The sequence below is a fragment of the Reyranella sp. GW821-FHT12G01 genome (assembly GCF_058806575.1).
In genome coordinates this window covers 2,479,566-2,503,012 of the sequence record NZ_JBXAPV010000001.1, presented here as the reverse complement: position 1 = coordinate 2,503,012, position 23,447 = coordinate 2,479,566, and the positions used below count along the sequence as shown (strand labels likewise).

Genomic DNA, 23,447 nt, shown 5'->3' with positions numbered 1-23,447 from the left:
TCCTCACTTCCTAGTTCCGGCCCCGGCCCAGCAGCCGGTCCGAGATGATGCGCTTCTGAATTTCCGAGGTGCCCTCGAAGATCTTGGTGAGACGCGCGTCGCGCCAGTGACGCTCGACGGCGTGCAGGGTCGTGTAGCCCGCGCCGCCGTGGATCTGAATTCCTTCGCTGGTGACGCGCTCGGCCATCTCGGAGGCGAAGAGCTTCACCATCGACGCTTCCTTGTCGCAGCGCTGGCCGGTGTCGATCTGCTCGCACACGAAATACATGAGCTGGCGCGCCGCCTCGATCTGGGTCGCCATGTCGGCGATCTTGAAGCGGATGGCCTGGAAGTCCGAGATCGAGTGGCCGAACTGCTTGCGATCGTTGGCGTACTGGATCGAATCGTCCAGCGCACCCTGGGCGAGGCCGATGGCGCGGGCGGCGGTGTGGGCGCGGGCGGTCTCGAGGCCCGACGTCGCGTAATAGAAGGCGTGGCCTTCCTTGCCGATCATGTCGGCCTCGTCGACGCGGAAATTGTCGAAGGCCAGTTCCCAGGTCTTCCAGCCGAAATAGCCGATCTTGGGAATCGGCGCGCCGCTGACGCCCTTGGGCAACTCGCCGCGCTTCTTTTCGACGAAGAACATCGAGAGGCCGAGATGGCGCTTGCCCGCCGGCGCGTCCGACGTGCGCGCGATGATGATCATGAAGTCGGCGCCGTCGGCGAAGGTGCACCAGTACTTGTTGCCGCTGATCAGGTAGCCCGAGCCGTCCTTCTTGGCGCGGCAGGAGATGTTGGAGATGTCGGAGCCGGCATTGGGTTCGGACATCGAGAAGGCGCCCAGGAACTCGCCCTTGGCCATGCGCGGCAGGTAACGGCTGCGTTGCTCCTCGCTCATCTCATGCGAGCCGATCAGCAGGTTGCCGCGCGCGATGATCGAGGCGACGCTCATCCAGCCGCGCGATAGTTCCTCGGTAACGAGGCAGTATTCGGAGCAGCCGAGGCCCAAGCCGCCGTACTGCTCGGGGATCAGGATGCCGAAATAGCCGAGCTCGGCCATCTTCTCGCGCAACTCCATCGGGATGTCGCCCTTCTCGGGGTCGAGCTTGTTGGCGGCGGGCAGCACTTCGTTCAGCGTGAACTCGCGCGCCTGCTCCTGGATCATGCGGCGTTCTTCGGTGAGGAAAGGCATTATTGGGGATTCCTGAGACGTACGAGGTTGGTACGCTTGAAGTCGATCACGAGTTCTTCGCGCTGGTTGAAGCCCTTGCTGTGCCACGTGACGATGCCGAACCCCTTGTGGGAATCCGAGACACGCCGGTCGAGCACTACCGACTCCGCACGCAGCGAATCGGACGGATAGACGGGCTGGTGATAGGTGAGTTCGTTGACGCCGAGGAACGGCCCGCCGCCTTCGCTGAGATCCTCGACCGTGAGGCCGAACACCGTCGTGAAGACGAGCAGGGGATTGGCCACGATGCCGGGATGGCCGTGCGCCTGCGCGTAGGCCGCGTTGTAGTAGTGCGGATTGAAGTGCAGCGTCAGCGTCGTGAAGAGCGTGCTCTCCGATTCGGTGATCGTGCGGCCCCAATGGTGCCGGAACACGCGGCCGACCTCGAAATCCTCATAGCGGTTGCCCTTGGGCACCAGCCGGGCGCGGGCCCTGAAATCCTCTGTCATTCTCTCTCCCAATTCACCTCGCCTCGAGGAGCCTTTCGGGCGTCCTCGAGACGAGGGCGTTGCTTGTATCCTAATTTTTGGCGGAAGCGCGGACGAGTTCGCCCACGTCGGTGAGGCTGTCGATGCGCTCGATGGCATCGTGCAGGCGACGGGCACCGGCAGCGCCGAGCAGCGGCGTCACGAGGCTGTCGAACTTGGTCTCGATCGCCTGGCGCTGCTTCTCGAGATCGGCCCAGGGGATGCCAGAATCGTGCGTCACCTCGATGGTCGTGCCGTCGTCGAGCTGGATCGCCATCTCGGCCAGCGAATGGGCCCAGTGCGGCTGGAACTCGATCGCCATCTTGTCGCGCAGTTCCTTGATGCGCGGCTCCTGCGTCACGGCTTCGTTGTAGGATTCGAGGTTGGCGGTATCGACGCCGGTCAGGGCCATCGCCACGGTCTGGCGCAGCGAGAACTTGGCTTCGAGGCCCGTCGTCGGATGCGGGATGTTGCAGACCTTGTCGGCGCCGGAGTCGATGCGCAGCAGGATCTTCTGTACGCGCTCGGGCGGGAAGTTGTTCTTCAGCCGGATTTCCTTGGCACACTCGATGGGCGCGTGCGTCAGGTAACAGGCCGCATGGTACTTGAAGAGGTTGTTGCGCAGGTGCCAGCCCGACGGCGGTTCGCCCAGTGCGGCCTCGGCATTGAGATGGTCGCTCTGCGAGGAGGCGAAACCCTGGTCGCATTCGAGCGAGTCGCCGCGCGCGGTGAAGCCTCGCGAGGCCAGGCGAGCGGCGCGCAGGCCATGCTCGGAGGCGGTGCCGGCATGCAGTGGCTTACACATGGTGCCGAAGTTCGACTTGAGGCCGGCGGCCTGCGTGGCGGCGATGCCGAAGGCCACGGCGAGCTGGCGGTCGTCGAGGCCCAGCATGCGGCCGGCGGCGGCGGTGGCCGAGAAGGAGCCCACCGTGCCGGTGACGTGGAAGCCCTTCTGGTAGTGGCTGGGCGAGACGAGGCGGCCGACGCGGCCGGAGGTCTCGTAGCCCGCCACGAAGCTCTCGATGAACAGGCGGCCCGAGGCCTTCATCTGCTCGCCGAGCGCCAGCAGGGCCGGGACGACGGTGACCGTGGGATGGCCACCCATCGAGAAGTTCACGTCGTCATAGTCGAGCGCGTGACTGGCCGCGCCGTTGATCAGCGCTGCCGTCGAGGGCAGCACGGTCTCGGAGCGGCCGACCAGGGTCGCCGGACCCTTCGCGCCGTCTTCCAGCGCCTCGGCGATCAGGATGCTGGTGAGGTCTTCCTGGGCGCCGGCGACGGTGACGGCGAACCAGTCGAGCAGGCACTGCTTGGTACGCTCGACCAGATCGTCGGGAAGGTCCTGCCAGGCAAGGGCGGCGGCGCGCTTGGCGATTTCGGCCGTGACCGGAACGACGGCAGCCATGTTTTCCTCCTGAATTTGAAGGCGCGAGTTTCGGTCACCAGCCGCAGGCTTGTCCACCATTGGGGCTTTCGCTCAACGATATGGCCCAGACACAACAAAGCCGCCCGGAGGCGGCTTTGTGCCGACTATCGTCGATCCGTTAGTCGCAGCAGCGAGCCAAGGCAGGAAAGATCCTGGTGACGGCAACTGCAGAGATCGCCGGCGTCGTGATGGTGTAGTTCACAGGATCACCTCCTTTCGATGTTGATGGGATGTCGAGCGTCGCACAGCGAGAGCGGCGCGTAAACAGGGCCTAGGGCTTCCTCGCGACGATATGGAAGATGTGCCAGTGCTTGGCATTGCCGCGCGGCGTGACGCCGTCGGCTTCCTCCTCGTCGAACATTTCCAGTTCGAGCCCCTGCAACAGGACAAGTGCCTCCTCGCGCGAAACGAACGTCATGCCGGGACGGCCGACCCAGCTGTCGCGCGGTCCGTACCATTGTCCCGAGAAGCGCCCGTCGGTCGGCAGGGCTTCGCGGATGCGCTCCCACGTCTGGTGGAATGCCTCGGGCTCGCAGAGAGGCATGGCGAAGCTCGAATTGACGAGGTGGACGCCGAGCGGGATCGGCACCTCCTCGAGACGCGCGACGACCGGTGTGACATCGCAGCCTTCGGGCAGGGGCCGCGCCTGCAACTGCCGCAGCGCCTCGGGCTCGGCATCGACGGCGACGACCTTCCAGCCGCGACGCAGTTCTTCGATCACGTCGCGCCCGTCGCCGCAGCCGAGATCGATGACGAGGGCGTCAGGCGGCGCGTCACCGAACGCATCGAGCGCCGCGAGCAGAGTCTTGCGGGGAGGGCGGTCGCGAAGCTGCTGATAGTAGGCCGCCCAGCCCTTGGAACGGTCGCTTTCCGTCATGCGCGTCCTCTCGGGCCTCCAGCGCTTGTCGTGTGGCTCATCGTGTGATCGTATCGCCTTTCACAAATAATGAACCAATGAACTGACGATCCGGGAGGAATCATGAAGCGTTTGGGAAGCCTTGCCCTGGCTTTTGCTCTTGCCTTGCTGCCGCTTGTGGCGCGGGCGGACATGAATGCGCTGGTCGACGCCGCCAAGAAGGAAGGCGAAATCACCTGGTACGTCGCCCACTATACGTCGGAGGGTGCCGAGGATCTCGGCCGCGGCTTCACGGAAATGTACGGCATCAAGGTCAATGTCGTGCGCACGACGGCCCAGGTCGCCTACCAGCGGCTCCTGCAGGACATCAAGAATAACCAGACGATCTGCGACGTCTTCTCGTCGACCGACCTTGGCCACTATGCCCGCCTCAAGGCAGAGAACCGCTTCGACAAGTTCGTGCCGGAGAACATGTCCAAGATCTCTCCGGTCTTCCAGAACTTCGATCCCGACGGCTTCTATCAGACCACCGCGGCCGGCCTGGTCGTGCTCACCTACAACACCACGAAGGTGAAGCCCGAGGACGCGCCCAAGAAGTGGGAAGACCTGCTCGACATCAAGTGGAAGGGCAAGGTCTCGACCGGGCATCCGGGCTTCTCGGGCTATGTCGGCACCTGGGTGCTTTCGATGAAGAAGCTCTATGGCTGGCAGTATTTCGACAAGCTGGAGAAGAACAAGCCGCAGATCGGCCGTTCGATCAACGACACGGTGACGGCACTCAATGCCGGCGAACGCCAGGTCGCGGCGGGGTCCGACGGTTCGACGCTGTTCAGTGCGTCGCGCGGCAATCCGTTGGCCATCGTCTATCCCAGCGACGGCTCGGTCCTGATCATCTCGCCGTCGGCGATCATGAAGGGCACCAAGCATCCGAACGCCGCCAAGCTCTTCATGGAATATCTCTATTCGGTCGAGGCCGCGAAGATCAGCGCCAAGCACTTCCTGATCCCGCTGCGTCCCGAAGTCCCGTCGCCTCCGGGCGCCAAGCCGATCAGCGAGATCAAGGTGATCCGGCCGACCGTCGCGGAAGTCGACAAGGGCATTCCGGAGGTGATCGAGCAGTGGCGCGACACGTTCGGCAACTGATCGTCAGCGGCTGAACATATGTCGGTAGCGACTTCGGCGATCGACCCGGTCCCGGTGCGCCCTGCGCCCACCAGCCGGTTCGATTCGTCCTGGCTCCTGTGGATCGCGATTATCGCGGTCCTCCTGTTCCTGGTGGTCAGCCCGTTCGTTTACCTGGTCCTCACCAGTTTCCAGGCCGAGCGCACGGGCGATTTCACCTTCGCCAACTACGCCACGGCCTATGGCAGGGCCCGCTACGTCGATGCGCTGTTCAATTCACTGCAACTGGGGGCAGCCTCCGCGGCGCTGGCCGGCATCTTCGCGGTGCCGCTCGCCTGGGCCGTGGCGCGCACCAACATGCCGGGCCGCGGGCTCACGCGCATGCTGGTGCTGGCGACCTTCATCACGCCGCCCTACACCGGCGCCGTCGCCTGGATCCTGCTAGCCGGTCCGAACGCGGGCTGGCTGAATCGCTTTTACATGCTGGTGACCGGCGCGGAGGCGGGGCCGTTCAACATCTACAGCTTCACCGGCCTCGCGGTCGTCATCGCGCTCTATTCCTTCCCCTACATCTTCATCTTCACGACGGCGGCGCTCGAGCTGGTTTCGTCGGAGATGGAGGATGCCGCCAACATCCTGGGCGCGGGCCCGTGGCGGACCATGCGCAAGGTCACCCTGCCGCTGGCGCTGCCGGCCATCCTGGGCGGTCTGATCATTTGCTTCCTGGAAGCGATCGCGCTGTTTGGCTCGCCCGCCATGATCGCCATTCCAGCGCGCTTCAACGTGGTGACGACGCAATTATTCCAGTTCTTCGGCAATCCGGTGCGCGTGGAAGTGGCGGCGGCCTATGCCATGCCGCTGCTGGGCGTCACGGTGCTGCTGGTGCTGGTCCAGCGCCTGATCGTGCGTCGCAAGGGCTTCGTGGCGTTGACGGGAAAGGGCGGCGAGCGCCGGCCGATCCTGCTCGGCCGCTGGCGCTGGGTGATGTTCGGCTACTCGATGTTCGTCGCGGCGCTCGCGGTGTTTCTGCCGTACATCTTCCTGATCCAGTCGGCTTTCGCGAAAGCCTGGGGCCGCGGCTTCAGCCTCGACAACATCACCATCGCGAACTTCCGCTTCATCCTGTTCGAGCACGCGACGGCCGCCCAGTCGGTAATCAACAGCTTCGTCTATGCCGGCATCAGCGCCACCGTCGCGGTGTTCCTGACCCTGGGCGTGGCCTACATCGTGGCGCGCAAGCTGATCCCGTTCGGCGGCGTGCTGGGCTTCCTGTGCGTGGCACCGTTCGTGATCCCGGGCGTCGTGCTGGCGATCGGCTTCTATGCGGCCTACGCACCGCCGCCGCTGGCGCTCTATGGCACCGCGCTGATCATGATCCTGGCCTTCACCACGCGCTTCCTGCCGGTGGGCTATGTGAATGCCAGTGCCGCGATCAACAGCCTCAATCCCGAGATGGAGGAGGCGGTCCGCGTACTGGGCGGCAGCCGGTTGACGGCGCTGCGCCGTGTCGTGGCGCCGCTGCTCAAGCGCAACATGATGGGCGCGTGGCTGCTGATCTTCATTCCGGCGACGCGTGAGCTGTCGGCGGCGATCTTCCTGTACGGTCCCAACACCAAGGTGGCGTCGGTCATGATCTTCGACATGAGTGAGGAGGGGAACTTCGAACGCCTCGCCGCGCTCGCGCTGGTCTTGCAGGTCCTGACCCTGCCGCTCCTCTGGATCGGGCAAAAGGCCCTGGGCCGTGACTTCATGCTGAGGCGTACCGCGACATGAGCAAGCTCGTTTTGAAGAACGTCGCCAAGCGCTACGGCGCCTTCGAGGCGGTGGCCGATTTCTCGCTGGAACTCGCCAAGGGCGAATTCGTGTCGCTGCTGGGCCCCTCGGGCTGCGGCAAGACCACGACCTTGCGCATGATCGCGGGCTTCATGCCGCCGAGCGGCGGCAGCATCGAGATGGACGGCAAGCAAATCTCGTCGGCCTCGGGCGTCGTTCCGCCCGAGCACCGGCGCATGTCGATGATCTTCCAGAGCTACGCCATCTGGCCGAACATGACGGTCGGCGAGAATGTCGGCTTCGGCCTGCAGATCCGGAAACTGTCGCGCGCCGAGATCGACCGCCGGGTCGACAAGATTCTGGACGTGGTCCAGATGCGCAACCTGAAGGGCCGTTATCCCGCCGAACTGTCGGGCGGCCAGCAGCAGCGGGTGGCGCTGGCCCGCGCCATCGTCGTGGAGCCCGAGGTGCTGCTGCTCGACGAGCCGCTCTCGAACCTCGACGCCAACCTGCGCGAGGAGATGCGCTTCGAGATCCGTCGTCTCCACGACGAGTTCAAGATCACGACGGTGTACGTCACGCACGACCAGTCCGAGGCGATGGTGACCTCCGACCGCATCGTCGTGATGAACAAGGGCAAGGTCGAGCAGATCGACGCGCCGCACGTACTCTATGGCCGGCCCAAGAGCCGATTCGTCGCGGGCTTCATCGGCCGGACCAACTTCGTGGAGGGGACGGGGCAGGGGAGCGACGTCCGCTTCGATGGCTTCACGGCGGCTGCATCAGCACTCGAAGGCGCCAGTGGCGGTGGCAAGCTTTCCTATTCCCTGCGGCCGCAGGCGATCGGCCTGTCGGCGCAAAAGCCGGCCGGGACGGGCCTCGCGGTCGAAGCGGAGATCGTCGACCGCTCCTACCTGGGCGAATACTGGGACTATCAGGTCCGACCGCTCAGCGGCACGAAGCCGCTAAGGGTCTCGACCGCGCCGACCACGGTTTTCGAGGTCGGCAGCCGTGTCTGGCTGGAGATCGCGCCATCCGCCATGGTACGGGTAGAGTAGCTTCCAAACGTAGAGTGAGAGCATGACCGCAGGACCGTTAGCCCGTTTCAAAGTCCTCGACCTGACGCGGGTGCGCGCCGGTCCGACCGCCGTCCGGTACCTCGCCGACTGGGGCGCCGACTGCATCAAGGTCGAGATGCCGCCGTCCGCCGGCGAGATGGACATGGGCGGTCCGCGCCATGGACCCGATTTCCAGAACCTGCACCGCAACAAGCGGTCGATCACGCTCAACCTCAAGGAGCCGGACGGCAAGGCCGTCTTCATGAAGCTGGTCGAGCAGGCCGACGTGGTGGTCGAGAACTACCGCGCCGACGTGAAGTTCCGCCTCGGCATCGACTATGAGAGCCTGAAGAAGGTGAACCCCAGGATCATCCTCGGATCGATCTCGGGCTTCGGTCAGGACGGTCCCTACGCGGAGCGTGCCGGCTTCGACCAGATCGCCCAGGGTATGGGCGGCCTGATGATGGTCACCGGCAATCCGGGCGAAGGCCCGATGCGCGCCGGCATTGCCGTCGCCGACGTGGGCGCGGGCCTGCACTGCGCCATCGGCATCCTGATCGCGTTGCTGGAGCGCGAGACCTCGGGCCAGGGCCAGTGGATCTCGAGTTCGCTGCTGCAGGCCATGATCTCGATGTGCGACTTCCAGGCCGCGCGCTGGACCCTGGCCAAGGATGTGCCCGGCCAGGCCGGCAACAACCATCCGACCTCGATCCCGACCGGTGTCTTCAAGACCAAGGACGGCTACATCAACATCGCGGCGTCGGGGCAGCACATCTACAAGCGCTTCTGCGAGGCCGTCTCGTCGCCTGAGCTGATGACCGACGAGCGGTTCGCCACGGACAAGGCGCGCGCCAAGAACCGCGACGCCCTGAACGACGAGATCAACAAGCGTGTCGTGAAATACGGCAGCGCCGACCTCGTCGAGAAGCTGAACAAGGCGGGTGTGCCCGCCGGACCGATCTACAAGATGGACGAGATGTTCGCCGATCCGCAGGTCAAGCACCTGAAGATGGCGCATCCCGTGCACTCGCCGAAGCTTGGCGACATCGAGGTGATCGGCCAGGCGATCACCATGAGCCGCACACCCTTCGAGATGAAGACGGCGACGCCGGAGCAGGGTGAGCACACCGATGCGGTGCTGAAGGAAGCGGGCTTCGACGCGGCGGCCATCGCCGACTTCCGCAAGCGCGGCGTGATCTGATGTCGATCAGCCCCACCCCGAACATGATCGCGGAGAAGGTGGGGCCGGTCGGCCGGCTCGTCTTCAACAAGCCGCAGAAGCACAACGCCACGTCGACAGACATGTGGGAAGCGATTCCGGTCATTCTCGACGATTTCGAGAATGACCCGGAGATCCGCGTCGTCGTCGTCACCGGCGCGGGCGACAAGGCCTTCGTCTCGGGTGCCGACATCTCGGAGTTCGAGAAGGCGCGCAACACACCCGAGCAGGTCGCCTACTACGACAAGATCGGCGAGGAGGCGAACCGCCGCCTCAACAAGTGCTCCAAGCCGACGATCGCCCGCATCCGCGGCTATTGCATCGGCGGCGGGCTGGCGGTGTCGCTGCTCTGCGACATCCGCATCGCCTCGGAGAACAGCAGGTTCGGCGTGCCGGCGGCGCGCCTCGGGCTTGGCTATCGCGCCAGCGGTCTGAAGATCCTGACCGACCTCGTGGGCCCGTCCCACGCCAAGGAAATCTTCTTCACCGCCCGGCACTTCAATGCGCAGGAAGCCGCCGGCATGGGGTTGGTCACGCGCGTCGTCCCCGACGCCGAACTCGATGCCTATGTCGACAATTACTGCAGGATGATCGGCGAGAACGCGCCGCTCACCATGCATGCCGCCAAGCGCACCATCGAGGAGCTGACGCGACTCGACGGGCAACCGGATTTCGCCCGCCTCAACGGGCTGGTGAAGCAGTGTTTCGATTCGCAGGACTATATCGAGGGTCGCACGGCCTTCATGGAGAAGCGTAAGCCGGTTTTCAAAGGACGTTAGGACAGGGGAGACGGCGATGACGGCGCTGACACAGGAGCAACGCGACGCGTTCTGGCGCGACGGGTATCTCATGGCCGAGGATGCCGTCACGCCAGCCCAACTGGCCGCCTTGAAAGCCGATATCTCCGACTGGGTCGAGCAGAGCCGAGCCCATACCGCGCCGTTCGGACCGCCGACGATCGACGGCCGTCCGCGCTTCGACATGGGCACGGAGCACAGCGCGGAGAAGCCAGCGCTGCGGCGGATCAACAATCCATCCGACATCTCCGAGGCCTATCGCGAGGTCATGCTCGACGCCCGCACGGTCGACATGGTGGCCGACCTGATCGGGCCGGACGTGAAGTTCCATCACTGCAAGATCAACCTGAAGCTCTCGGGCGCGCGCACCGAAGTGAACTACCACCAGGATTTCGCCTACACGCCACACACCAATGACGACATCGTGACGGCGCTGCTGTTCCTCGACGATATCGACGAGAGCAACGGCTGCCTCACCGTCGTGCCCGGCTCGCACAAGGGACCGGTCCTGTCGCTGTTCGAGGGCGAGCGCTTTACCGGTGCCGTCGCGGCTGACGAGGAGAAGAAGGCGCTGGGCGAATCCATCCCCTGTCTCGGCAAGGCCGGCAGCGTCTGTCTGATGCACACCCGCCTGCTGCACGGCTCGGCTGCCAACGGCGCCGATAAGTCGCGCGGTCTCTATATCTGTGTCTACACTGCCGCCGACGCGGTGCCGATCGCGCGCAACCCGATGCCGAGCCTGAACGAGGGCCGTATCGTGCGCGGGAAGGAGGCGCGGTTCGCGCGTCTCAAGGAAGGGCTGGTCGAACTGCCCAAACAGCCCAAGACGGCCTCGTTCTTCACCGTCATCGGGCAGGAATCAAAGCAGGCTGCCGAGTGAGTGATCCATTGCCGGCGATCACGGAGGCCGCGGCCTCCGGGGAGATCGCCGATCTGTTTTCCGACATCCGGAGGACCGTTGGCGTGCGCGTGGTGAACCTCGTGTGGCGCCATCTCGCGACCATGGACGGCGCGCTGCCTTGGGCATGGGCCGCAGTGAAGCCGCTCTACCTCAAGGGGCTGCCGGACGCCGCGATGGCGACCTTCCACCAGACAATGGACATTCCCAGCGTGGCCTCGTTGTCCGGCGAGGAACCGGCCAGCGTCGATGCCGTGCTGGCGAGCTACGACCATTCCAACACGATCAACCTGTTCGCCCTCGGCGCCCTGCGGGCGTGGTTGAGGGGCGAGGTGGCGCGCGACGGGACAGTGGCGCCGGGCCTGCGCAAGGCGGCGCCCGACCTGGCCCTGCCCAAGCTTGCTTCCGAGGAAGATGTCGATCCCGCCACCTGGGCGCTGGTGCTGCGTCTCAACAAGTTCGGTGATGAGCCGAAGCCGCTGATCCTGGCCAGCATGTACCGCCATCTGGCGCATGCGCCGTCGTTCCTCCGACGTGTCGAGGGGGCGCTGGCGCCGGTCGCGGCCGATGGCTCGCTGCGACGGGCCATCCTCGACAACCGCAACACCGCCGCCGAGCTTTCGAGCCGGATCGCCCGGGAGATTTCAGCCAAGCGGCCCGTGTTGGCCGCTGAAATCGAGGAAGCCGTCGGCCTGTTCGTCGATCACGCCATCGGCAAGATGGTGACCATCTGCCGCTCGATCCGCGTGGCGCGAGGCGGGCCGCTCTAGCTACTCAGCCGCCTTGCGCGTGGTGCTGTTGCGCGCGAGCCATTCGCCCATCGCCTGTTCCATCGTCATGAACACCGCGCCGCCTTCGATCAGGCGCTGGATCAGCCGTTCCAGCATCATCATGCGATGGCCGCGGCCAATGACGTGCGGGTGGAAGGTGTAGGTGAGGATGCCGAAGTCGGGCTGGACGCGAGTCATGTAGGTGAAGTCGTCGACGAAATTGTCGAGCACGTTGGTCGCGTTCATCAGGCCCTGCTGCACGGAGCCGTTGGGCAGGCGCATGTATTCGAAGTGCGGGAAATCGTCGAGCGACCAGCTGATCGGCATTTCCAGCAGTGGCGTTTCCCGGCCGCGCGCGAACGGCTTCATGAGTTCGGCGACGTCGCCCTGGCGGGCGAAGTAGCAATCGTAGTCGTGGCCCATCATCGAACTGTCGTACTGGATGCCGTGTTTCAGCAGCAGCTCGATGGAATGGGGCGACAGGTCCCAGGCGGGCGAGCGATAGCCACGCGCGGTGCGGCCGCTGATGCGCTTGATCGACTCGTTGCCGCGGACGATTTCTTCCTCTTCTTCCTCACGCGAAAGGGTGACGGGCAGGCGGTGCGTCCAGCCGTGATGCGCGAGTTCGTGACCGGCCTCGACATAGGGCGTCACGGCCTGAGGTGTGCTGTCGATCGTGTGGCCCGGCGTGAAGAAAGTGCCCTTGATCCCGTAGCGCTCCATCAGCGCGACCAACCTGGGGATGACCACGACGTCGTACTCGCCGCGTGAAATCGCGGTCGGCGAGGTCATGCCGCGGGCGATGAAGCCCGAGAGATGGTCGTGATCGAAGGTCAGGCAGACGATGTGGCGCGGCATGCGGCGGCTCCGGCGTGGGTTCGGTGAAGTTTAGGCCGGTTTGTCGCGCGCGCCCATCGCCCGGTGCTATCCTTCTTTATGCGCTTCGCCCTTATTCCTGCGCTGCTGCTGGCGCTGTCCGCTCTTCCCGCGGCGGCGCAGACCTATCTCGCGCAGCAATGTGTGCTGTTCGGTGATGCGCAGTATCGCAAGCTCGACGGCACGATCGAGAAGGTCGCGGCCCTGGAGTTTCCGCCGCCGACCCTGGAGAAGCTCGACGCGAAGGTGGGCCCGCAGGCAATCGCCGCGGCCCTCACCCTGCGGGGTCGGATCACCTACCGCAACCGACCTCCGCTCGAGACGCAGTTCGTCTGCCTGCTCGATGCCGCTGACAAGCCGCTCTTCTTCTATGCCCTGCCGGTGCCGGCCACGCGCGGTGCGCCGACGCCATTCGGGCGGGGACCGGCCGCGCCGCCGCCGCCGGCCGCGACAACGGCGTTGGCGCCGAAGCCTGTCCAGAAACCACCCGAGCCGCCGCGCCAGCCGCTGCCGGCAACGGCCATCCGCCTGCGCGGGCTGGTGCGCGACATCGGCGGCAAGCTGCAGTTCTCGCCCTGCGACGGCGCGCCGATCGCGCTGGAAGATCGGACCGTGGGGCAGGATCTGGGGCGGACGTTGCGCGAACTGACCGCCGGCCAGGAGGGACGGCCGATGTTCGTGGAATTCTATGGCGGGCGCGAGAGCGGGCCCGTGGCGGCCATTGCGGCACTGGAAATCCGCCGGGCGGCGGTCGAGACGGCGGGATGCCGCGAGCGCTTCGACCAGCGCGAATGGATCGCCACGGGCAACGAGCCGTCATGGCGGCTGGAGATCACCGGCCGGGACCTGATGCTGAACCTAATGGGCGGGGTGGCGCCGCAACGAAGCGCGCATGGTGGCCTGTCGCGCCAGGACGGCGGGACCGTCACTTATGCAGCAGCAGACGGGCCGGAGTTCCTGGCGGTGATCGAGGAGCGTCGGTGCGTCGATGCCCTTTCCGGCTCGTTGTTTGCCTATACCGTGGAGGTGCGCAGCGAGGGCCGTTCCTATTCGGGCTGCGCCGCCCATAATCCCGCCATGCCAGCCCCTTAAGGAGGATGCCGATGGATGAAGCAGAACGCCTTCGTGAGATGGTCGGTGCGGCCAGGCGGATCGTGGCCTTCACGGGCGCGGGCATCTCGACCGAGTCGGGCATTCCGGACTTCCGGTCACCGGGCGGCATCTGGACCAAATACAAGCCGATCTACTTCGAGGACTTCATGGCCTCCGACGAGATGCGTCGCGAGTCCTGGCATCGCAAGTTCGCCACCGACGAGACCATGCTGAAGGCCGAACCCAATGCCGGCCACCGCGCGCTCGCCAAGCTGGTGGAGCAGGGGCGGATGAGCGCCATCATCACCCAGAATGTCGACGGGCTGCATCAACGGTCGGGCGTGCCGGATTCGAAGATCATCGAGCTGCACGGCAACACGACCTACGCCACCTGCCTGGATTGCGGGCACCGCCATGAGCTGGCGCCGATCCGCAAGGCGTTCCTTGAGAAGGGCACGCTGCCTTTGTGTGAGAAGTGTGAAGGTATCGTGAAGACGGCGACGATTTCCTTCGGCCAGGCGATGCCGGAAGTGCCCATGCTGCGGGCCCAGGAAGAGACTCTGGCCGCCGACCTGTTCATCGTGATCGGCAGTTCCCTGGTCGTCTATCCGGCGGCAGGCTTCCCCCAACTTGCCAAGCGCAACGGCGCGAAGTTCGTGATCCTGAACCGTGAGACCACCGACCAGGATGTCGATGCCGATCTCGTGATCCACAAGGAAATCGGACCCACCCTGAGCAGAGCTATTGGCGTGAATTGAGCGTGATCGTTGCGGCGTTGCGCCGGACGCGATTTAATCGGCAAAGAGCCAAGGAGACTCCAATGCGGATCAATCGCAGGACTGCGCTGCTGGGTGGCTTGAGCGCCGCCGCCGTAAGCGCGACGTCTGCCTGGGCACAGGACATCACCTTCTTCCGGATCGGCACGGGGGCGACCGCCGGCACCTACTTCCCGATCGGCGGCCTGATCGCCAACGCCATCTCCAACCCGCCGGGCTCGCGGGCCTGCGCCGAGGGCGGCTCGTGCGGCGTTCCCGGCCTGGTCGCCACGTCGGTCGCCTCGAATGGCTCGGTGGCCAACGCCAACGCCATCGCCGCCGGCACCATGCAATCGGGGTTCGTCCAGTCGGACGTGGCCTACTGGGCCTACAACGGAACCGGCATCTACGAAGGGCGGCCCAAGGCCGACGGCCTGCGCGCCATCGCGAGCCTCTATCCCGAGAGTTTCCAGCTGGTCGCGCGCAAGGGCTCCGGCATCAAGTCGGTGCTGGATCTCAAAGGCAAGCGGCTGTCGCTCGACGAGCCGGGCTCCGGCACCCTGGTCGATGCGCGGCTGATCCTGGCAGCCTACGGCCTCACCGAGAAGGACATGAAGGCCGAGTATCTGAAGACGCAGCAGGCGGCCGACAAGCTAAAGGACGGACAACTCGACGCCTTCTTCAGCGTGAGCGGCTGGCCCAACGGGGCGATCTCCGAACTGGCCGTGACGACGGGCATCGACCTGGTGCCGATCGCCGGTCCCGAGGCCGAGGGTCTGGTGAAGAAGTTCAGCTTCTTCGCCAACGACGAGATCCCCGACGATGCCTACAAGAACACCGCCGGCGTGAAGACCGTGAGCGTCAATGCCCTGTGGGCGACGTCGATCAAGCAGTCCGAGGCGCTGATCTATGCCATCACGGCGGCGCTCTGGAATTCCAACACCCGCAAGCTGCTCGATTCGGGGCACGCCAAGGGCAAGATCATCCGGCTCGAAGCATCTCAGCAGGGCATGGGCATTCCGCTGCATCCAGGCGCGGAGAGATTTTACAGGGAAAAGGGCCTGATCAAATAAGGTCGGCCGGGGGAGACTGGAAATGCGTTTGAAGGGCAAGACCTGCGTCGTTACGGCGGCAGGACAGGGGATCGGTGCGGCCACGGCGCGGGCGTTCGCACGCGAAGGCGCAAAGGTCTGGGCGACCGACGTCGATGCCGGAAAGCTCGAGGCGCTGAAGGGCGTGGAAGGCATCGTCACGCGCAAGCTCGACGTGCTCGACAAGGCGGCGATCGGCCAGCTTGCGGTGGAGGTCGGAACCGCCGACGTGCTGTTCAACTGCGCGGGTTTCGTCCATCACGGCACGGTGCTCGACGCCACCGACGAGCAGTGGCAATTTGCCTTCAATCTGAACGTCCGCAGCATGTTCTGGACGATCCAGGCCTTCCTGCCTGGCATGGTCGCCAAGGGCTCGGGCTCGATCGTCAACATGTCGTCGGCCGCCTCGTCGGTGAAGGGCGCGGCACTTCGCTTCATCTACGGCACGACCAAGGCCGCCGTCGTCGGCCTCACCAAGTCGGTGGCCGTCGACTATGTCTCCAAGGGCATCCGCTGCAACGCGATCTGCCCGGGCACGGTCCAGACCCCGTCGCTCGACGAACGTATCTCGGCCCTGGGCGGCGGTGCGGATGCGAAGCAGTTCTTCCTGCAACGCCAGCCGACCGGCCGGTTCGGCGCGGCCGAGGAAATTGCTTCGCTCGCGACCTACCTCGCCAGCGACGAGTCGGCCTTCACCACCGGCACGGTCAACGTGATCGACGGTGGCTGGAGCGTTTGACGGTGAACATTGCGGCCATCGCCGCGCTGGCGCCGGTCATCCCGGTCCTGACGATCGAGCGGCCCGAGGCGGCCGTGCCGCTCGCCCGCGCACTGGTGAAGGGTGGTCTGCCGGTCCTTGAGATCACGTTGCGTACGGCAACAGCCCTTGAGGCGATCGAGGCGATCGCCACCGAGGTACCCAATGCCTTCGTCGGCGCAGGTACCGTGCTCAATCCAGGCCAGCTCGATCGAGTCCAGCGAGCCGGCGCGCGGTTCGCCGTCAGTCCGGGCTGCACTGCAGCATTGGCGGAAGCGGCGAGGGCGTCGGGGATGCCTTTCCTGCCGGGCGTTCAGACCGTCTCGGAAGCCATGGTGCTGGCGGATCAGGGTTTTCAGCTCCTGAAGTTCTTCCCGGCCGACGCGGCGGGCGGTTTGACATGGCTCAAGGCGGTCGGCGCACCCTTGGCGCATCTTCGCTTTTGCCCGACCGGCGGCATCACGGCGGACACGGCGCCAGGCTATCTCGCACTGGCCAACGTCGCCTGTGTCGGCGGTTCCTGGGTCGCCCCGCGTGACGCCGTTGCAACAGGTGACTGGCAAAGCGTCGAACGACTCGCCGCCACGGCTTCGACACTGAAACGCCGCTAGCGAAACGCCGGGAAAGGTGCTTCAAGACAGCTGCAAGGAGTACCGGCTACCCCCATGAATAGGTTGTCGTTCGCGGCGCTGGCGTTTTCGCTTGTGGTGAGTGGCACAGCGCAAGCCGATTCCGTACTCATTCTCAATTCCGAGGAAGCTTCCTACAGCATCCTGAGCCGCAGCACGCGCACTGAAGTCGCGCGCCTGCCGGTCGGCCGCGAGCCGCACCACCTGATCATCTCGCCCGACGGCAAGGACGTGCTGATCGGCTCGACCGCGACCAACGAGCTGCTGAGCCTCGACATCAAGACGGGCGAGCGCAAGGGCGTCGTGAAGGGCATCCTCGATCCCTACCATCTGGGCTTCAGCCCGGACGGCAAGTGGTTCGTCACGGCGGCCTACCGGCTCGACCATGTCGACATCTATCACTCGGACGGTTTCCGCCTGGCCGGCCGCATCTTCATCGACGGCCTGCCGAGCCATATCGCCTTCGATGCGCAGTCGAAGACGGTCTACGTCACGCTGCAGCAGAGCGGGCGGCTCGCCGCCTTCGACCTCGAGACCCAGGCGCTCAAGTGGAACGTGCCGATCGGCAATGCGCCGGCCGGCGTGTTGATGCTGCCGGACGACAAGCGGCTGCTGGTGGCGCTGACCGGTGAGGACGGCATCGTCCAGGTCGATCCCAAGGACGGCTCGGTGAAGGGCAGCCTGCAGACCGGCAAGGGCGCGCACAATTTCTTCCCGAAGGGCGACGGCCGCCATTACTTCCTCAGCAATCGCGTCGAGGGCACGGTCTCGCTCATCGATACGAAGGACGAGCTGAAGGTGGTGGGTAGTGTCCGCGTACCGGGCGGACCCGACTGCATGGACATCACGCCGGACGGCAAGGAGCTTTGGGTGACCCAGCGCTTCCTGCGCCGTGTCTCCATCGTCGACATCGATACGCTCAAGGTCGTCGGCAGCATCCCGGTGGGCAAGTCCCCGCACGGCGTCTTCATGCTGAAGTCCACGGCGACCGTGACGGCCGGCGTGCCGGTCCGCGCGGCGTCGACGGCAGGCGACCCCAAGTAGGCGCGCGGTGCGCGACCTGGTCGATATCTGGGTCAACGTTCAGGCCTGGCTGTTCGAAACCCTCATCAGCCCGATCCTTTTCCACTTTGGCCTGATGGCCTGGTACGAGCCGGGCTACAGCGCCGTCGAATTCGTCATGCTGGGTATTGTCCAGATCGCGGTGATCGCGATCGGCATGCGCTTCTTCGAGCGTCGCTGGCCGCTGGAGAAGGCGGGCAAGGACGACAAGCTGATCATGGTCGACCGGGTCTACACGGTGCTGAACAAGCTCGGCATCATCCCGCTCGCCATCTTCATCCTGACCTATCCGCTGGTGCAGGAGATCGAGCTGACGGTTCGGACCTGGGGTTACATGCCGCCGCGCCTGGAGCGCCTGCTGCCCTGGATCGGCGACAACGACCTGGTCTCCTTCCTCGTCTATTTCGTGCTCTACGACTTCGCCGCCTACTGGCTGCACCGCGGCCAACACGCCTTCGGCTGGTGGTGGGCGCTGCACAGCCTGCATCACAGCCAGCGCCGCATGACGGTGTGGACCGACGACCGCAACCACGTGATCGACGACCTGATCGTCACCCTGGCATTGGTGCTGTTCTCGCAGTTCGTGGGCGTCCAGCCGGGCGAGTATGTCGTGATCCTGATGGTGGGCCGGCTGGTCGAGAGCTGGTCGCACGCCAATGTCGACATGTCCTTCGGCTGGCTGGGCGAGCGGCTGCTGGTCGGCCCTCGCTTCCATCGCCTGCATCACGCGCTGTCGACGCCGACCGAGCGTCACATCCAGGACCATAACTTCGCGCCGGTCTTCCCGATCTGGGACATCCTGTTCGGCACGGCGATCTACGACGAAAAGCATCGTCCGACCGGCGTCGACGATACGGTCGTCGATGCCGACAACGGCCGCGGCTGGATCGCCCAGCAGGTGACCGTGTTCGGCCGCTTCGTGCGGGCGCTGATGCCGAGGTTCAGCCGGCGCGCGTCAGCGCGCTGAGCACATCCGCTTTGCTCGGCATGGGCGTCACCGCGCCGTAGCCCGTGGTCGAAAGCGCCGCCGCGACATTGGCGTAGCGCGCCGCCGTCTCTGGATCGTCACCGGCCAGCAGGCGGGTCAGGAAAGCGCCGTCGAACGTGTCGCCGGCGCCCGTCGCATCGACGGCCTCGACCTTGTGCGGCGCGATACGGATCTGCCGTTCGCGGGTGGCGATCAGCGAACCCTCGGAGCCCATCTTCAACGCGACCAGTGGCGCGCCGAGCTTCAGGTAGTAGGCGGCGATCGCTTCGGGTTCCTGCAGGCCGGTGAGCTGCTGGGAATCGTCGAGGCTGGGCAGGGCGATGTCGCAGCGCGCGATGGTGGAGTCCACGACCTTGCGCGCCACGTCGAGTTCCCAGAGCCGGAGGCGCAGGTTGGTGTCGTAGGAGACCTTCACGCCGGCCTTCTTCGCGACGTCGATGGCGGCATCGCAGGTCGCGCGGGCGCTGTCGCTGATCGCCTGGCCGATGGCCGAGAGATGGAACACCCTGGCGCCGGCGATGTAGTCGGCGGCCAGCCCGTCCGGCGTCATCAGTGAGGCGGCGGAGTTCTTGCGCAGGTAGTCGAACTTGTGGCCGGTGGCCGAGTGCGTGACGAAGCTGACGCCGGTGGGCGCCGTCGGATGGCGCGTGACCCGCGAAGCGTCGACGCCCTCGCTCTTCCAGAGGTCGAGGAAGGCGTCACCCATCCAGTCCTGGCCGACGCCGGTCAGGTAGCCGGTCGAGGCGCCCTGGCGCGCCGCCGCGATCGCCACGTTTTGCGAATCGCCGCCGAAGCCCTGCAGCCACGTGCGGCCGTCGCCTTCCTTCGGGCGGTTGAATTCGATCAGGGGTTCGCCGAGGCAGACGATGTCGGGGGAGCTTGTCATGGCCGAGATTTGTCACGGCCCCCAATCAATCTCAAGTCGCGAACCTCAAGCGATGCGCTGGACTTCCGGAACGCCTTCTCCCAGGGTTGTCTCAACAAATCTGGAGGAAGCGGATGGCAAAAATGAAGAGCGGCAAGCGTCAGTTGCGCAGCCGCGAATGGTTCGACGCCAAGGGCGACCCGACGATGGCCGCGCTCTACCTCGAGCGCTACATGAACTTCGGCCTGACCCTGGCCGAGCTGCGGAGCGGTCGGCCGATCATCGGCATCGCCCAGACCGGCAGCGATCTCTCGCCCTGCAACCGGCACCATCTCGACCTCGCGACCCGCGTGCGGGACGGCATCCGCGACGCCGGCGGCATCCCCATCGAGTTTCCCGTCCATCCGATCCAGGAAACCGGTAAGCGCCCGACGGCGGCGCTCGACCGCAACCTGGCCTATCTCAGCCTCGTCGAATGCCTCTACGGCTACTTCTTCGACGGCGTGGTCCTGACGACCGGCTGCGACAAGACCACCCCGGCGATGATCATGGGCGCCGCCACCGTCGACATCCCGGCCATCGTGCTGTCGGGCGGACCGATGCTCGACGGCCATTTCGCCGGCGGCCTGGCCGGCTCGGGCACCATCGTCTGGTACGCGCGCCAGGAGCTGGCGGCGGGACGCATCGACATGGAGAAGTTCATCGAGATGGTGGCGTCGAGCGCGCCCAGCGTCGGCCATTGCAACACGATGGGCACCGCGCTTTCGATGAACAGCATGGCCGAGGCGCTCGGCCTCTCGCTGCCGGGCTGCGCGGCGATCCCCGGTCCGTACAAGGAGCGGGGCCAGATGGCCTACGAGACCGGCAAGCGCATCGTCGACATGGTGTGGGAGGACCTGAAGCCGTCCGACATCCTGACGCGCAAGGCCTTCGAGAATGCCATCGTCGCGGCAAGCGCGCTCGGCGCCTCGACCAACTGCCCGCCGCACGTCAACGCCATCGCGCGGCACATCGGCGTGAAGCTCGAGAACAAGGACTGGGACAAGGTCGGCTACGACATCCCGTTGCTGGTGAACTGCATGCCCGCCGGCAAATATCTCGGCGAGGCCTTCCACCGCGCCGGCGGCGTGCCGACCGTGATGAAGGAGCTGCTGAACAAGAAGAAGATCCACGGCGACGTGATGACGGTCTCCGGAAAGACGATGGCGCAAAACCTGCGCAACGCGCTCAAGGCCGATGGCGAGGTGATCAAGACCTACGACCAGCCGATGCTGGGGCAGGCGGGGTTCGCCGTGCTGGGCGGCAACCTGTTCGACTCGGCGATCATGAAGACCTCGGTGATCTCGGCGGAGTTCCGCGAGAAGTATCTCGAGCGCAAGGGCGACCGCGATGCCTTCGAGGGCACGGCCATCGTGTTCGAAGGGCCGGAGGATTATCACCACCGCATCAACGACCCGAAGCTGCCGATCGACGAGAACAGCATCCTGGTCATCCGCAATGCCGGGCCCGTCGGTTATCCCGGCGCCGCAGAGGTGGTGAACATGCTGCCGCCGGACCGGCTGGTGAAGGGCGGCGTGCTGCTGCTGCCGTGCATCGGCGACGGCCGCCAGAGCGGCACCTCGGCCAGCCCCTCGATCCTGAATGCCTCGCCGGAAGCGGCGGTCGGCGGCGGCCTCGCACTGCTCAAGACCGGCGACAAGGTCCGCGTCGACATCGGCAAGCGCACCGCCAACATCATGATCACGGACAAGGAGCTGGCGAAGCGCAAGGCGGCCTGGAAGCCCGACATCGTGCCGAGCCAGACGCCGTGGCAGGAACTGCAGCGCAAGTTCGTCGGCCAGCTGGCGAGCGGCGCCTGCCTCGACTTCGCGGTGAACTACCAGAAGATCGCGAAGACGAAGGGCGTGCCGCGACACTCGCACTGAGCGAGGGGGGGCAGCGCCTCTATCTAACGGAAGAGGCGCTGCTCGACCGAGACCGGGAGATCCGCCCGGTTGATCAGGATGATCGCCCACGGGGAGGTCGGCTGACCGACGGGACGCGCCGCCGGGGGCGGCGGCGGGGCCAACGAGGCGGCGGCGCCGGGGGCTGCGAAACCCGAAGCGCCTGCCGGCAGGCCCGAGGGAGAACTCGGGACGGGGCCGTTCACGAGAGGTGCACCGGCGACCGGCCGGGGGGCGCTGCGCTGGGCCATCATCATCTCGGCGGGCATGCGCTCCTCGAAGACGACGACGATACGGTCGCGGCGGCGCGCCGTGGAGATCACGTTGACGGCGTACCCTTCGCCGCCGCGCCGGCCCAGGAAGATGCCCACGGCGTTCATGCGGCCGGCTTCGAACATGTCGGGAGCGGGGGCGCCGACGCGGCTCCAGAGGCTGCGCCATTCGGCGATGGTGCTGGCGACGATGTGCTCGGGCTGCCGCGTAATCGCCGTCGTGCCCTGCCAGTGGCGAGACTCGATTGTCTGCGCGAAGGCCGTCGGGACCATCAAGACGCCGGCCACGGCGCCACCCATCAACAGCATCTGCCGACGGGGCAAATGCAGGATGGAAGGGGCGAGCGACTTGTTACTGGACTGCACGATTGGATCTCTCGGGGACCCGATGAATTGCTTGTTTTTGGGAGCCTCAAATCACCATGACACTTTGGCTCAATTGAGGCCGGAGACCCAATGGACACAGGCAGTTTAGCACTTTGGCGGGGTGGTCTTTCTCAATCGTGCCGACGTGTGGCACGAAAGCCACAGGTCGGCACGGCGCGGGAATCAACTCACGCTAGCTGCGCTTGGCCTTGTCGGCGGCGTTGGTCGACTGGATCTGTTCGCGAATGCGAAGCCAGTCCTGCTCGCTATAGGACATCATGTTCGAGAAGGTGCCGTTGCCCATGATGCCCATGGCGCCGTCGATCGCGATGACCTCGCCGTTGATGTACTCGACCTCCTCGCTCATCAGGAAGGCCGCCATGTTGGCGAGCTCGCTGGGACGGCCGACGCGGCCCATCGGGTTGCGCGTGTTGTAGCGGGTGTCGTTGCCCTCCTGCAGCGGGTTGAGCCGGGCCCAGGCGCCTTCGGTCGGGAAGGGGCCGGGCGCGATCGCATTCAGCCTGATGCCGTGGCGGGCCCACTCGACAGCGAGGCTCTGGGTCATGACCGCGACGCCCGCCTTCGACATGGCCGAGGGGACGACGAAGGGGCTGCCGGTCCACACCCAGGTTGTAAGGATGCTGAGAACGCTCGCCTTGCGCTTCTCGGCGATCCACCGCTTGCCGCAGGCGTTGGTCATGTAGAACGTGCCGTGCAGCACGATGTTGGCGATGGCGTCGAACGCGCGCGGGCTCAGGTCCTTGGTCTGGGAGATGAAGTTGCCGGCGGCGTTGTTCACCAGCCCGTCGAGCGGGCCGGTGGCCCAGATCTGCTCGATCATCTCTTCCACGGCCGTGGCGACCCGGATGTCGACGGCGTGGGTGTCGACCCGACGGCCAGGATACTTCTCCATGACCTGCTTGGCGGTCTCTTCGAGCACGCTGCCGCGGCGGCCGCATATCACACAGTCTGCACCCAGCTCGACGAACTTCTCCATCATCATGCGACCGAGGCCTGTACCGCCGCCGGTGACGAGGAATCGCTTGCCCTTGAAAAGGTCGGTCCTGAACATCTGTCACTCCTCCCGAAACGCTTTCAGGCGATTCGTCTAACTTGAGCGTGCAATCCCCTACAAGCGCTGTTGCTTCCTGCACA

The 23,447-nt window shown here is 65.5% G+C and carries 23 protein-coding genes; 15 read left to right on the top strand and 8 right to left on the bottom strand.

Annotation, left to right across the window (positions count from 1 at the left end):
• Positions 1–10 precede the first annotated feature (10 nt).
• The 4 genes from AC1RP5_RS11995 to AC1RP5_RS11980 all read right to left on the bottom strand — a co-directional run bounded on the left by AC1RP5_RS11995 (position 11) and on the right by AC1RP5_RS11980 (position 3,980).
• Entirely contained in the window at positions 11–1,171 is a 1,161-nt protein-coding gene (locus AC1RP5_RS11995) for an acyl-CoA dehydrogenase family protein (protein ID WP_493110866.1), read from the bottom strand.
• Positions 1,171–1,659: a MaoC family dehydratase gene (locus AC1RP5_RS11990; RefSeq protein ID WP_493110865.1), complete on the bottom strand. Its 489-nt coding sequence runs from the start codon at positions 1,657–1,659 to the stop codon at positions 1,171–1,173. The genes AC1RP5_RS11995 and AC1RP5_RS11990 overlap by 1 nt, the downstream gene beginning before the upstream one ends.
• Before the next feature lie 70 nt (positions 1,660–1,729).
• On the bottom strand, positions 1,730–3,082 hold the full coding sequence (locus tag AC1RP5_RS11985; RefSeq protein WP_493110864.1) for an MmgE/PrpD family protein: 1,353 nt from the start codon (positions 3,080–3,082) through the stop codon (positions 1,730–1,732).
• Between the two features lie 292 nt (positions 3,083–3,374).
• Positions 3,375–3,980 carry a class I SAM-dependent methyltransferase gene (locus AC1RP5_RS11980; protein ID WP_493110863.1) on the bottom strand — a complete coding sequence of 202 codons (606 nt, stop codon included), beginning with the start codon at positions 3,978–3,980 and terminating at the stop codon, positions 3,375–3,377.
• A 102-nt stretch (positions 3,981–4,082) separates the two neighbouring features.
• Between AC1RP5_RS11980 and AC1RP5_RS11975 the strand changes: the two genes are divergently transcribed.
• Genes AC1RP5_RS11975 through AC1RP5_RS11945 form a run of 7 tightly spaced genes read left to right on the top strand, consistent with a single transcriptional unit; the run spans position 4,083 to position 11,596 of the window.
• A complete protein-coding gene (locus AC1RP5_RS11975) occupies positions 4,083–5,102 on the top strand; it encodes an ABC transporter substrate-binding protein (RefSeq protein ID WP_493110862.1) in 1,020 nt (339 codons plus the stop codon).
• An 18-nt stretch (positions 5,103–5,120) separates the two neighbouring features.
• Positions 5,121–6,854: an ABC transporter permease gene (locus AC1RP5_RS11970; RefSeq protein ID WP_493110861.1), complete on the top strand. Its 1,734-nt coding sequence runs from the start codon at positions 5,121–5,123 to the stop codon at positions 6,852–6,854.
• A complete protein-coding gene (locus AC1RP5_RS11965) occupies positions 6,851–7,912 on the top strand; it encodes an ABC transporter ATP-binding protein (protein ID WP_493110860.1) in 1,062 nt (353 codons plus the stop codon). Before AC1RP5_RS11970 ends, AC1RP5_RS11965 begins: the two co-directional genes overlap by 4 nt.
• A 22-nt stretch (positions 7,913–7,934) precedes the next feature.
• Positions 7,935–9,113, top strand: coding sequence for a CaiB/BaiF CoA transferase family protein (locus AC1RP5_RS11960; RefSeq protein ID WP_493110859.1), 1,179 nt, complete (start codon positions 7,935–7,937; stop codon positions 9,111–9,113).
• Complete coding sequence (locus AC1RP5_RS11955) at positions 9,113–9,910, top strand: enoyl-CoA hydratase (protein WP_493110858.1); 798 nt, start codon at positions 9,113–9,115, stop codon at positions 9,908–9,910. Before AC1RP5_RS11960 ends, AC1RP5_RS11955 begins: the two co-directional genes overlap by 1 nt.
• Positions 9,911–9,926: 16 nt before the next feature.
• Positions 9,927–10,808: a phytanoyl-CoA dioxygenase family protein gene (locus tag AC1RP5_RS11950; protein WP_493110857.1), complete on the top strand. Its 882-nt coding sequence runs from the start codon at positions 9,927–9,929 to the stop codon at positions 10,806–10,808.
• Positions 10,805–11,596 carry a hypothetical protein gene (locus tag AC1RP5_RS11945; RefSeq protein ID WP_493110856.1) on the top strand — a complete coding sequence of 264 codons (792 nt, stop codon included), beginning with the start codon at positions 10,805–10,807 and terminating at the stop codon, positions 11,594–11,596. Before AC1RP5_RS11950 ends, AC1RP5_RS11945 begins: the two co-directional genes overlap by 4 nt.
• Here AC1RP5_RS11945 and AC1RP5_RS11940 read toward each other — a convergent pair whose 3' ends face one another.
• Entirely contained in the window at positions 11,597–12,454 is an 858-nt protein-coding gene (locus AC1RP5_RS11940) for a polysaccharide deacetylase family protein (protein ID WP_493110855.1), read from the bottom strand.
• A gap of 78 nt (positions 12,455–12,532) precedes the next feature.
• Here AC1RP5_RS11940 and AC1RP5_RS11935 point away from each other — a divergent pair, with 78 nt between their 5' ends.
• The 7 genes from AC1RP5_RS11935 to AC1RP5_RS11905 all read left to right on the top strand — a co-directional run bounded on the left by AC1RP5_RS11935 (position 12,533) and on the right by AC1RP5_RS11905 (position 18,825).
• Positions 12,533–13,564 carry a hypothetical protein gene (locus AC1RP5_RS11935; protein WP_493110854.1) on the top strand — a complete coding sequence of 344 codons (1,032 nt, stop codon included), beginning with the start codon at positions 12,533–12,535 and terminating at the stop codon, positions 13,562–13,564.
• A gap of 11 nt (positions 13,565–13,575) precedes the next feature.
• Positions 13,576–14,322 (top strand): SIR2 family NAD-dependent protein deacylase, encoded by a 747-nt coding sequence (locus AC1RP5_RS11930; RefSeq protein WP_493110853.1) that lies wholly within the window; start codon positions 13,576–13,578, stop codon positions 14,320–14,322.
• Positions 14,323–14,384: 62 nt separating this feature from the next.
• Complete coding sequence (locus AC1RP5_RS11925) at positions 14,385–15,392, top strand: TAXI family TRAP transporter solute-binding subunit (protein ID WP_493110852.1); 1,008 nt, start codon at positions 14,385–14,387, stop codon at positions 15,390–15,392.
• 16 nt (positions 15,393–15,408) lie between these two features.
• A complete protein-coding gene (locus tag AC1RP5_RS11920) occupies positions 15,409–16,149 on the top strand; it encodes an SDR family oxidoreductase (protein ID WP_493113352.1) in 741 nt (246 codons plus the stop codon).
• The gene (eda, locus tag AC1RP5_RS11915; protein ID WP_493110851.1) at positions 16,146–16,778 is read left to right on the top strand and encodes a bifunctional 4-hydroxy-2-oxoglutarate aldolase/2-dehydro-3-deoxy-phosphogluconate aldolase; all 633 of its coding nucleotides are present in this window, start codon (positions 16,146–16,148) and stop codon (positions 16,776–16,778) included. Before AC1RP5_RS11920 ends, eda begins: the two co-directional genes overlap by 4 nt.
• Positions 16,779–16,832: 54 nt before the next feature.
• Positions 16,833–17,840 (top strand): YncE family protein, encoded by a 1,008-nt coding sequence (locus tag AC1RP5_RS11910; RefSeq protein ID WP_493110850.1) that lies wholly within the window; start codon positions 16,833–16,835, stop codon positions 17,838–17,840.
• A 7-nt stretch (positions 17,841–17,847) separates the two neighbouring features.
• On the top strand, positions 17,848–18,825 hold the full coding sequence (locus AC1RP5_RS11905) for a sterol desaturase family protein (RefSeq protein WP_493110849.1): 978 nt from the start codon (positions 17,848–17,850) through the stop codon (positions 18,823–18,825).
• Here the strand turns inward: AC1RP5_RS11905 and AC1RP5_RS11900 are convergent.
• Positions 18,800–19,732 (bottom strand): sugar kinase, encoded by a 933-nt coding sequence (locus AC1RP5_RS11900; protein ID WP_493110848.1) that lies wholly within the window; start codon positions 19,730–19,732, stop codon positions 18,800–18,802. The two genes, AC1RP5_RS11905 and AC1RP5_RS11900, sit on opposite strands and share 26 nt — an antisense overlap.
• Before the next feature lie 113 nt (positions 19,733–19,845).
• Between AC1RP5_RS11900 and AC1RP5_RS11895 the strand changes: the two genes are divergently transcribed.
• Complete coding sequence (locus AC1RP5_RS11895; RefSeq protein ID WP_493110847.1) at positions 19,846–21,636, top strand: IlvD/Edd family dehydratase; 1,791 nt, start codon at positions 19,846–19,848, stop codon at positions 21,634–21,636.
• Between the two features lie 23 nt (positions 21,637–21,659).
• Here the strand turns inward: AC1RP5_RS11895 and AC1RP5_RS11890 are convergent, their stop codons facing one another.
• Together AC1RP5_RS11890 and AC1RP5_RS11885 are read right to left on the bottom strand one after the other, a co-directional pair.
• The gene (locus AC1RP5_RS11890; RefSeq protein ID WP_493110846.1) at positions 21,660–22,292 is read right to left on the bottom strand and encodes a hypothetical protein; all 633 of its coding nucleotides are present in this window, start codon (positions 22,290–22,292) and stop codon (positions 21,660–21,662) included.
• A gap of 193 nt (positions 22,293–22,485) precedes the next feature.
• Positions 22,486–23,364 carry an SDR family oxidoreductase gene (locus tag AC1RP5_RS11885; protein ID WP_493110845.1) on the bottom strand — a complete coding sequence of 293 codons (879 nt, stop codon included), beginning with the start codon at positions 23,362–23,364 and terminating at the stop codon, positions 22,486–22,488.
• Between the last annotated feature and the right edge of the window lie 83 nt (positions 23,365–23,447).